The sequence below is a fragment of the Colwellia psychrerythraea genome, from assembly GCF_000764185.1.
GTDB lineage: Bacteria > Pseudomonadota > Gammaproteobacteria > Enterobacterales > Alteromonadaceae > Colwellia > Colwellia psychrerythraea_B.
The window spans coordinates 293,796-304,584 of the sequence record NZ_JQEC01000021.1 but is presented as its reverse complement, the minus strand read 5'-3'; the positions used below and the strand labels follow the sequence as shown (position 1 = coordinate 304,584).

Here is a 10,789-nt window from a genome sequence, read left to right as displayed (position 1 = left end):
GAGCTAAAATAAGTAGGGGCTAATAATGTATTGCAGCTAATAAATAATAAACTTATATTTTAAAGTAGAGACTGAAGTAAGTTAAAAATTAGTTGCATATACTTTTATTATTATCGAAGTTTTAGACGTTCAAAGACAAGTACAAAAAGTGGAAGTTGTTACTCAACCATAGTGAAATATGACTCTGATTAGTATGTATAAAATAACTAGGATTTATATTTTATCTGAGTAATAACAGCCTATGTATTTAAATTAATTTATAACTTAAATACGATAATATCGTATGACAATCATAAATAATCAGTTTATCTGATATAACGTATTCCTATGAGTTGCATTGTCTTTACTTCTGATATTTTAACGATGAATGCCCTCGTTAATTCTTTGTTAAATAATGCCTAGTGACTAACAAAATCGGGATTACAGGGAAAGAACGATCCAATATCCTATACTAACAATATGAATTGATTAATATTTTATATTTAGGTGTTATTTTTTAGCCCCGTAATTGGCATAATTTGACCACTAAATTATGCCTTATTGAAGTGAAAGTTGGTTAAATTTATAGGTAAAATCAACAAGTAACAAAAATAAGACGTATTATCTACATAATGTTCGATTATGCTTTAAGGATACATCATGAAACCAGATGAAGAATACGTTCTTGCGACTTTAGCGTCTAAATTCGGAGGGGAGTATATCGATGGTGAAGACCCACCCGACGGTTATTTATTACTAAATAACCGTCGAATTGCCGTGGAAGTTACCAAACTGGTCGAGCATATCAATGAAAACGGTAAACGCCGCTCAAGGTTGGCAGATGATGTGCCAATCTCGAATATCGTCGAACAGTTAAATGAAGAAATAGGCCATCTAATTCCCAACAATCGATGGATTCATCTTGTTATTCCTAGCCCAATTAAGCGCATCAATGAATTTAAAAAAGAACTGACCCGCATAATAATTAACATGATCGTGACCAAGACTAATGACGCTTTGATAGATATTCTAGGTTACGTGGTATCAATCAATTTATATAAATGTCTACATCCGCCTAAGATAAAAGTGGTGCAAGCAATAGCCACTAAATTTGCTTCGACAAACATTGAGGAAAACACGCAATTTCTGTTAGAAGACAGGATCCGTATCAAGAATCAAAAATGCAATGCCAATGGCAATATAGATGAATATTGGCTAGCACTCTTTAATACTTATTGCATGGCCGACATTGATTCATACCGGGGAGCCTATGAATCATTAAAATTAGAGCATAATTTTAGTAAAATCTATTTAATTGATGGCTACCGACGTGTTTATAAATTGTGCTGATAAGATCAGAGACCACCTCATTATTTTGCTTGATACCCAGCATTACCTTTAGTTCGTGAATCACCTGCCTTATTTACCTCGTTAATTCTGACTAGATTTCACTTATTTTTCACATATGAGTCGTTAAACTTGTTTTAAAATTAAAGGGAACAGCTCATGTTAAATAAATATCCAAAAACCAAAATCACCTTAATCAGTCTGTTGAGTCTGATTATTCTACTGGTAACTTTTGTTTTCTGGTTGCGCAGTCTTATGCCAGCTAACGTTAATCAGCAAGACCTTAGCGTTACCCAGCCGCAAGACCTTGTTTACTTATCAAAAGGGGTAAAAGAATATCGTGGAAAAATACTTGCGGTGGTTACCAGTACCGACGTTATGGACACTAGTGGCCAGAAGACCGGTTATGAATTAACCGAATTGGCACGTGCCTATTATGTTTTTGAAGCTAATGGTTTTGAGGTAGATATAGCAAGCCCAAAAGGTGGTAAACCGCCTGTAGTGATAGATGACGATGATATGGGCAAGTTTGATTTTGCATTTTTGAATGATACGGTTGCACAAGTAAAAGTAGATAATAGCATTGCCATGGCTGATGTTAATACCAGTCAGTATCAGGCCGTTTATTTTGTCGGTGGCAAGGGCGCTATGTTTGATTTTCCAGAAAACGCTTCGATCAAATCTTTAGTGAGTGAGTATTATCAATCGGGTAAGGTGGTTGGTGCGGTATGTCATGGACCAGCAGCATTGGTTAATGTCACTTTAGATGATGGCTCTGCTTTATTAGCGAATAAAATTGTGTCTAGTTTTACTAATGACGAAGAGCTTTTATTAATTCCTAATGCAAAAGATATCTTTCCATTTTTATTACAAAATAAATTAACCGAACAAGGGGCCAACTTTGATGTTGGGCATGTGTATTTGGCGAACATGGCTCAAGATGGCAACTTAGTGACTGGACAAAACCCTTGGTCAGTATGGTTAGTCGCAGAAGCTATGATTGAACAATTAGGTTACCTGCCAGTTAAACGTCAGATAACTGCTGAAGAAAATACTATCAGTATATTAACAACCTACGAAGAGGAGGGGATTCAACAGGCTAAAGTGAAAATATCTTTGATGTTAGCCAATGACACAAATTCATTTGATAGGGTATTACTCGTGGTGCATACGGCTGTTTATGGCATGCAATGGCAGCTAGGTAAGTCTATAGACATGTTACGTTTATTATCATTTGCCGATAATAATTAATCTGACAAAGGACTATTGATATCGACTAGAAACCTAGATGTAAAAGTCCATCGAGGTTTCTAGCCAGTTAGTTAGTTAGTTAGTTAGTTAGTTAGTTTTTTGAAAAAATGAAACTGTAACTGGTTAAGTTAGATTCATTTTTATTAAAATTCAATTAACTTAACTCAAGTAAAGATAAGTTAAATCAGCTTAAGTTAATTCTATAATGCTAATAAATACATCGGCTTAACAGAACATGCTTTTGACTAACATTTTGTGATGTCGTATTATAAAACTCATTAAAAATCTGTTCATTAAAATCGATATATATATCAAAGGATAAGGTCAATAGGGATGTTCATCAAAAACAAAAACATGACACATAAATTAGTGTTATTAGCAGTATTGTTTTCATTTATAATTTTAACCAGTTGCTCATCAACCACGAAAAATAATTGGAATGACACCGTTAAGCAAGTATCTAGTGGTGTAGTCAGTATTCAAATAGACGTGCCAGTAAGTTTTGATGGTAAATGGAATAGTAGCGGTTATGGTACTGGCTTTATTGTTGATGCTGCTCGAGGCATTATTTTAACCAACAGGCATATCGTCACACCAGGGCCGGTAACCGCTAAAGCAATATTAATTAATAATGAAGAAATTGATTTAACACCTTTGTATATTGATCCTGTGCACGATTTTGGTTTCTATCAATACGATCCTAGCCAGATAAAACATCTGCAACCTCATCAATTTAAACTAAGTAAGAAAAATCCCATTGTTGGCCAAGAAATTCGTATTATTGGTAATGATGCAGGACAGAAAATATCTATTTTAGATGGCACAATTGCTCGGCTCGATCGTGCTGCTCCTTCATATGGTCGTGGTCGATATAATGATTTTAATATTTCCTACATTCAAGCTGCAACGGCTTCTACGGGGGGCTCATCTGGTTCGCCGGTTATAGACATTCAAGGGGAGGTTGTCGCTTTAAATGCCGGCAGCCAAACTAAATCAGCTAACGCCTTTTATTTACCGTTAGAAAAGATAAAGATAGCTCTGAAAAAGTTACAAGCGAATGAAGAAATTACTCGGGGTACAATACAAACAACCTTCAATACTAAACCTTACGCTGAGTTAAAAAGGCTTGGTCTAAACGAAACTTTAGAAATAAAGTACCGTGAGCAATTTCCAGAGCAACTTGGTTTATTAGTGGTTAAATCAATCATTCCTGATAGTTCAGCCGCAGAATCTCTGGCAGTAGGCGACATATTATTAGCGATTAATGAACAAGAAATTGCCGAATTCTCATCACTTGAAAGTAACTTCAATGACAATGTGAATCAGCGTATTAACTTATCTGTATTAAGACGTGGAACGCCATTATCAGTGTCGATAAATGTTGATGATTTAAATACTATTACCCCCTCGGCATTTTTAAAGTTTGATGGCGGCATTTTTCATAACTTGTCCTATCAACAAGCTAGGCACTTTAACAAACCAATTAGCGGTGTATATGTTGCTATTTCAGCGGGAAGTTTTAAACAAGCAGGTGTACCTCATAAGAGTGTTATTACCGAATTTAATGGTGTACATGTTGATAACGTTGAAGACTTTGACAAGCAGTTAAGCCTTATTGTTGATGATACTAAAGTTCACCTTCGCTATTTTAGCCTTAACGATCCTAATACAAGCGATTATGCGCTGGTAGAAATAAATAAAACATGGTTTGAGCACAGTTATTGTCAGAAGAGTACAGCGTTAGGTTATTGGCCATGCAGTCAATCATCACAGGTAGTAAAAGCTGTAGTTAAGACTGATGCAAGTAACAATACAAAAAGCATGGCTGTAAGTAATAATCCTGAGCATGCTTTGGTTACCGTGAATTTTACCAGCCCGTACTCTATTCAAGGAAGAAGTGGCAAGCACTCATCCAGTGGTACCGGTGTTATTGTTGATAGACAAAAAGGCTGGATTGTCGTGCCTAGAAGTGTCGTTTTCACCTCATTAGGAGACGTTAAATTAATATTTAATAATCGTGTAGAAGTAAAAGGTAAAGTTGAATATATACATCCGTTGCACAATTTATCTCTAGTCTCTTATGAGCCATCATCGGTCTCGCATATATCGGTTGCTGAAGTAGTTTTGAGTAAAAAGCCAATTAAACAGGGAGAAACAATAAGACAGATAGGATTGAATTATGATGGTGTTGTCGAATATCGTGAAACCAATGTAGATACTATTGATGAACTTTGGCTTACGCAGTTTAAAGTACCGCAGTTTATTGAAAAAAATATTGATGCAATTAGTCTCGTTAACCCTAACATGTCAATAGATGGCATATTAGTGAACAAAGCCAATGAAGTGCTTGCGTTATGGACCATGTTTGAAGAAAGTAACGGCAATGATGTCAATACCGCGTTAACCGGCATGTCTGCTGAGTATATTAAAGAATTAATGTTATTGAATGAGGGGCAAGAGCGAATTTATTCTATTGACTTAAATTTAACTAAAATTGCACCGGTTGATGCATTACAAATGGGTCTTCCAGATAAGTGGTTAGGTAAGTTAGCACAACAAAATCCGCATACAGACAAATTACTGGCTATTTACAATGTCGCAGAAAGTTCAAAGAGTGCCGAGGTTTTTAAACGCGGAGATATATTGCTTGCGATTAATGATGTTCCGGTTTCTGATTTCAGGCAGGTAGAGTTATTAACGCAATCACCTGAAGTGGCGGTAACGTATTTTAGTGAAGGTAAAGTTCATTCTCAAAAGTTAACAACGGCTTTGTTAAATGGCCAAGATATTAAGCAAGTATTTTATTGGTCTGGCTTGTACCTACACTCACCACATCGGGCGGCTCAGCAACAAGGTAACGTTAGTGATGATGGTGTCTATGTAGCAAGTTATAGTTATGGCTCTCCAGCGACACGTTATGGGCTTTATGCGATGCAACGTATTGTAGAAATAGATGGAAAGCCAATTAATACCACTGATGATTTTGTTCAAGCAGTTAAAGGCAAAGAGCATCAGTCGTCAGTATTAATTAAAACCCTAGATTTTAAAAATAATTCTAGGGTAATTACCTTGCGGGTAGACAATAACTACTGGCCATTCTTTGAGATAAAATATACTGACGGAAAGTGGGAAAAAATTGATCACCTAGTAGATCAGGAGTCTCGAACATAGGAACTAACCAAAACTCAGGTTAGATAGACATTAAAAAAGCAGCCTGATTCTGGCTGCTTTTTTATGTGTTTATAAAGGGTTTAACTTACTTTAAGATTTGTTAAAAATAGTAAACGGCAAGTTCAAACTAACTGCTCAGCCAAGTAGTCTACCAGCAATCTAATTTTAGGGGATAAATGGCGATTTTGAGGATAAACCGCCCATATCCCTTCGTCAGGCGCGCGATAATTATCTAACAAAGTGATCAATTCACCACTTTGTATATATTGTTCAACATAATAATCGGGTAGCTGGACTATACCTAGGCCCTTCAACGCCGCATCGGTCAGGCTGTAACCATTGTTGTATCTTAATCGTCCGGTTACGCGGATACTTTTTTCTCTGCCTGAATCCCTAAAGCGCCAATGATCTGAAGTGCCTAGCAAGCAACTGTGTTTACTAAGCTCTGATATAGAATGTGGTATACCATGTTGATCTACATAGTGAGGAGATGCACAAACATAGTTTGCTCTGGTACCCAGTTTTTTTGCCATCATGCTAGAGTCGCTTAAATTACCCAGGCGGATAGCTAAATCATAACCTTCTTCAACTATGTCGATTTGACGGTTGCTTAAATAAGCAGAGACTTCAACATCGCTATATTGCTTTATGAAATTATTCACTAGCGGTAATATTTGCTTCTCACCATAGGTTACTGGTGCTGTTAATTTGATTTTACCTTGAGGTTTAGACTGTAAATTTGTGATAGCACGTTCAGCAGCATCTAAGCCATCGAGTACACTGCGACAGTGTTGATAAAAAATACGTCCTTCTTCGGTTAATGATACTTTGCGTGTCGTTCGATAAAATAATTTGATATTAAGTCGTTGTTCTAACGCACTTACCTGACGGCTAACTTGCGCGGTAGATATTGCCATTTTTTTGGCAGCTAAAGTAAAGCTCTCATTTTCGGCCACGAAAACAAATTCGCTGATCCCATCCCACTGCATGATTGTTACCTATATGTACAAGTGATTTACCAAATTAGCATATTATCTTTTATTTAGAAATAACTATAATGGCAGCCATCGAGAAAGCATGCTGTGAGTCAGCCAAGCTATAAGTCGTTTATTTAGAACAAATGAGGCGCTTATTAGAGAATACTTAAGCGAGGTCTAGATAAACAGCTTACATAACATTAGAGGAAGCAAGTATGAGTTGGTTATTTCTTTTATTAGGTGTCGCTGCTGAGGCAATGTCTCATGTGGCATTAAAAGAGACTGATGGTTTTACTAAACCACTTGCTAGTGCCATAGTCTTATTAGGGCACTTAGCGGCATTCATGTTTTTAGGGCAAGCAATGAAAGGCATGCCTGTTGGTATCGTTCATGCGTTATGGGCAGGATTAGCTATTATTACCGTAACTTTATTGTCTACTGTTATTTATCGTCAACATCTTGAATTAACCACATGGCTTGGTATGGGTTTAGTGGCTATCGGGGTTGTTATGATTCATCTTTCTCAAGGCCATAGCCATTAGTAACTATGGGCTATTTAGCCTTAACTGGCGTACTTAAGCAGGTAAGCATATCTTGATTATTACCACGTAGTAAAAGTGAATTACGATTTAAACGTATTATCACGTTCAAATATATACAGTAGACTAGACTCATAAGTTAAGAGTCAGTCTACAATCTAAACACAATTAAATATCTATCAATTGAAGTGAGAATAAACATGTCAGATAAATTTATTAAATCTAAAGCCGCTATTGCTTGGGGCCCCAACCAACCTTTATCTATCGAAGAAGTCGATGTAATGTTACCGCGTAAAGGTGAAGTATTAGTTAAAGTTGTTGCTTCAGGCGTATGTCATACCGATGCTTTCACCTTATCTGGTGATGATCCTGAAGGAATTTTTCCGGTAATTTTAGGTCACGAAGGTGGCGGTATCGTTGAGCAAATTGGTGAAGGTGTTACTAGCGTGCAAGTGGGTGACCATGTCATTCCTTTATACACACCTGAGTGTGGCGAATGTAAATTCTGTTTATCAGGAAAAACTAACTTATGTCAGAAAATTCGAGAAACTCAAGGTAAAGGCCTAATGCCTGACGGCACTACACGTTTTTATAAAGACGGTCAGCCAATTTTTCATTACATGGGCTGTTCAACTTTCTCTGAATACACAGTATTGCCAGAAATATCTTTAGCAAAAGTTAATAAAGCAGCGCCGCTAGAAGAAGTTTGTTTATTAGGTTGTGGTGTTACTACAGGTATGGGCGCAGTAATGAATACTGCAAAGGTTGAAGAAGGTGCAACGGTAGCTATCTTTGGTCTAGGCGGTATTGGTTTATCAGCTGTAATCGGTGCAACCATGGCAAAAGCATCACGTATTATTGCTATAGATATTAATGAAAGTAAGTTTGAATTAGCTAAAAAGCTTGGCGCAACAGACTGTATAAATCCAAAAGATTACGACAAACCTATTCAAGACGTTATTGTTGAACTAACAGATGGCGGCGTAGACTACTCATTTGAGTGTGTTGGTAACGTAAACCTAATGCGCTCTGCATTAGAGTGTTGCCATAAAGGTTGGGGTGAATCAATTGTTATTGGTGTTGCTGGCGCAGGACAAGAAATATCAACTCGTCCGTTCCAATTAGTAACTGGGCGTGTATGGCGTGGTTCGGCATTTGGTGGTGTTAAAGGTCGTACTGAGTTACCAGATTACGTAGAGCGTTATTTAGCCGGTGAATTCAAGTTAGATCACTTTATTACCCATACTATGGGTCTTGAAGATATTAATGAATCGTTCGATCTGATGCATAAAGGTGAAAGTATTCGTACTGTTATTCACTTCGATAAGTAGCATATCGATAAGTAATGAAAGCATCAGCACAGCATTTAAATAAGTAGTGAATTACCCCTTGGTAACATAAACACCAAGGGGTAATGTTTAGGATTATTACCATGACAATTGACCATTCCATTGAAAATATAAGTGTTAACAAAAATTTTGGCGGCTGGCATAAACAATATAGCCATCAATCTAAAACATTAAATTGCAGCATGCGATTTGCTATTTACTTGCCACCACAAGTATCAAGTGGCGCAAAAGTTCCAGTACTCTATTGGCTATCTGGCCTAACCTGTAGCGATGAAAATGTAATGCAAAAGTCCGGCATACAGCGTATTGCGGCTGAGTTAGGTGTTGCGATTGTCGCGCCAGATACTAGCCCTCGTGGTGAAGGAGTTGCTGATGATGAGGGTTATGATTTAGGTCAGGGTGCCGGTTTTTATGTCAATGCTACACAAGCACCGTGGAATCGTCATTATCAAATGTACGATTACGTGGTTAATGAGTTACCTCAAATTATCGAAGCGGCGTTTCCCGTTTCAGATAAACGGGCCATTAGCGGACATTCCATGGGCGGTCATGGCGCTTTAACTATTGCCATGTTAAACCCTGAACGTTATAGCTCAATGTCGGCATTTAGCCCTATTTGTAATCCAGTGAATGCGCCTTGGGGTAAAAAAGCTTTTACCGCTTATTTGGGTAAAGACAAATCTACTTGGCATAACCATGATGCAAGTGATTTGATGCAAAGAGCAACACAGTTTATTCCGGCCAAAGTTGACCAAGGTGGCGCTGATGATTTTCTGGCGGAGCAATTAAAACCAGAATCATTAGAGGCAGCAGCAAAGGCGAAGAATTACCCGCTAGAGCTCAATATTCACGAAGGCTATGACCACAGCTACTATTTTATCTCATCATTTATTGAAGAGCATTTACGCTTTCATGCCAAACATTTAAATAAGTAACCTGAACTCTGGATAAGCAGCACTTGCTCAAGTTTCCCCTTTATCCGATTCTCAGCGTTAAAACGTTTATAAATAACCCGTTATTTATAAATGTTTTGTCTTGATAATCGAATAAATTGAAACATTAATAGAGTCTATCGCTACTTAATTTTGTTGATAACAACCTAAATTGTTGTTTTTACTTAAACATCAAATACTCATTAGTCATAGTTCAGGTTAAGTAACGCTTATTGCTCAATATGAATTGCCAGTCCAGAGTTGCTGTTATCGGTTTTAAAGCATTACGTTATACTAATCGTTTTCAGTAACTCGCTTTTAAGCCATTGAGCTGCTTCACCATGTTTTGCTCTTGGCGACTCTAACAAGAGCAGATCTAACATGTGTTCCTTTTCAATATCAAATTCATACACCGAAGTGAACTTATCAGAAAAGTCCACCGAATTGAGCATAAAACTTGGCGCTACCAATAAACAATCGCTCTGCTCTAATAATGAGGTAATCATACTTAAGTGGCTACTTTGGTAAACAACATTGGGGCTGAAGTTAAATAACCTCAAAATTCTCTCGGCCGGATTTTCAAAACCTAATTTGTCTTCAGGGCTCACTTGATAAGCGACAAATTTATAGTCATCAAAGTCAATTAAGCGATTACTAGTGCGAGTCTCAACTAAAGGGTGAGATTTTTTTGCAAATATATTGGGCCGGAACGAGCCAAGTGATGTACAACCAAATTGATCACTTTTAGGCTCAGTTATATGAATAGCAAAGTCATAGGCCCCTTTTTCAAGAGCAGGGAATGGATCTGATTCACTGGGTAAATCGATAATACAAATATTTGGAGCTAATTTGTTTAGCTTTAATACTAATGGCATTAATATTGAGTGACATAAAAGGGAGGGGATTGAAATTGAAAATGTTTGTCCACATGTTTTAGGGTTAAAAGCGCGAGGCAATAACAAGCCATTAACCTGATTTAAAATATTGGGCAGATTTTGTGCTAATTCGATGGCTCTCTCACTAGGGATTAGCCCAGATGAGCTACGATGAAACAATGGATCATCAAATAAATCTCTTAACCTATTCAGTGTTTTACTCATTGCAGGTTGAGTAATATATAAAGCCTCAGCAGCTCTGCTGACACTCCTTTCGTTTAGCAATACGTTCAATGCGACCAATAGATTCAAGTCAATCTTTGTCAATTTTTGCTCTAAATTGTTCATTAGTTCTTTTTCCTGTTTTGA

At 37.2% G+C, this 10,789-nt stretch carries 8 protein-coding genes; 6 read left to right on the top strand and 2 right to left on the bottom strand.

Annotation, left to right across the window (positions count from 1 at the left end; all coding sequences use genetic code 11):
- Nucleotides 1-639: 639 nt before the first annotated feature.
- The 3 genes from GAB14E_RS12215 (at nt 640) to GAB14E_RS12225 (ending at nt 5,748) form a co-directional block, all read left to right on the top strand.
- Nucleotides 640-1,329 (top strand): hypothetical protein, encoded by a 690-nt coding sequence (locus GAB14E_RS12215; RefSeq protein WP_033082221.1) that lies wholly within the window; start codon nt 640-642, stop codon nt 1,327-1,329.
- Between the two features lie 156 nt (nt 1,330-1,485).
- Nucleotides 1,486-2,577 (top strand): type 1 glutamine amidotransferase domain-containing protein, encoded by a 1,092-nt coding sequence (locus GAB14E_RS12220; RefSeq protein WP_033082220.1) that lies wholly within the window; start codon nt 1,486-1,488, stop codon nt 2,575-2,577.
- Between the two features lie 354 nt (nt 2,578-2,931).
- Nucleotides 2,932-5,748, top strand: a complete 2,817-nt coding sequence (locus tag GAB14E_RS12225; protein ID WP_231562030.1) for a trypsin-like peptidase domain-containing protein — start codon at nt 2,932-2,934, stop codon at nt 5,746-5,748.
- 122 nt (nt 5,749-5,870) lie between these two features.
- Here the strand turns inward: GAB14E_RS12225 and GAB14E_RS12230 are convergent, their stop codons facing one another.
- On the bottom strand, nt 5,871-6,737 hold the full coding sequence (locus GAB14E_RS12230) for a LysR family transcriptional regulator (protein WP_033082218.1): 867 nt from the start codon (nt 6,735-6,737) through the stop codon (nt 5,871-5,873).
- A gap of 203 nt (nt 6,738-6,940) precedes the next feature.
- Between GAB14E_RS12230 and GAB14E_RS12235 the strand changes: the two genes are divergently transcribed.
- The 3 genes from GAB14E_RS12235 (at nt 6,941) to fghA (ending at nt 9,548) form a co-directional block, all read left to right on the top strand.
- A complete protein-coding gene (locus GAB14E_RS12235; RefSeq protein ID WP_033082217.1) occupies nt 6,941-7,267 on the top strand; it encodes a DMT family transporter in 327 nt (108 codons plus the stop codon).
- Between the two features lie 197 nt (nt 7,268-7,464).
- Nucleotides 7,465-8,595 carry an S-(hydroxymethyl)glutathione dehydrogenase/class III alcohol dehydrogenase gene (locus GAB14E_RS12240; RefSeq protein ID WP_033082216.1) on the top strand — a complete coding sequence of 377 codons (1,131 nt, stop codon included), beginning with the start codon at nt 7,465-7,467 and terminating at the stop codon, nt 8,593-8,595.
- Between the two features lie 101 nt (nt 8,596-8,696).
- A complete protein-coding gene (fghA, locus tag GAB14E_RS12245) occupies nt 8,697-9,548 on the top strand; it encodes an S-formylglutathione hydrolase (RefSeq protein WP_033082215.1) in 852 nt (283 codons plus the stop codon).
- A 281-nt stretch (nt 9,549-9,829) separates the two neighbouring features.
- Here the strand turns inward: fghA and GAB14E_RS12250 are convergent, their stop codons facing one another.
- Nucleotides 9,830-10,768, bottom strand: a complete 939-nt coding sequence (locus GAB14E_RS12250) for a LysR family transcriptional regulator (RefSeq protein WP_033082214.1) — start codon at nt 10,766-10,768, stop codon at nt 9,830-9,832.
- Between the last annotated feature and the right edge of the window lie 21 nt (nt 10,769-10,789).

Coding starts and splice junctions, on each gene's coding strand:
- GAB14E_RS12215 (WP_033082221.1), top strand. CDS start 640: ATGAAACCAGATGAAGAATACGTTCTTGCGACTTTAGCGTCTAAATTC.
- GAB14E_RS12220 (WP_033082220.1), top strand. CDS start 1,486: ATGTTAAATAAATATCCAAAAACCAAAATCACCTTAATCAGTCTGTTG.
- GAB14E_RS12225 (WP_231562030.1), top strand. CDS start 2,932: ATGACACATAAATTAGTGTTATTAGCAGTATTGTTTTCATTTATAATT.
- GAB14E_RS12230 (WP_033082218.1), bottom strand. CDS start 6,737: ATGCAGTGGGATGGGATCAGCGAATTTGTTTTCGTGGCCGAAAATGAG.
- GAB14E_RS12235 (WP_033082217.1), top strand. CDS start 6,941: ATGAGTTGGTTATTTCTTTTATTAGGTGTCGCTGCTGAGGCAATGTCT.
- GAB14E_RS12240 (WP_033082216.1), top strand. CDS start 7,465: ATGTCAGATAAATTTATTAAATCTAAAGCCGCTATTGCTTGGGGCCCC.
- fghA (WP_033082215.1), top strand. CDS start 8,697: ATGACAATTGACCATTCCATTGAAAATATAAGTGTTAACAAAAATTTT.
- GAB14E_RS12250 (WP_033082214.1), bottom strand. CDS start 10,768: ATGAACAATTTAGAGCAAAAATTGACAAAGATTGACTTGAATCTATTG.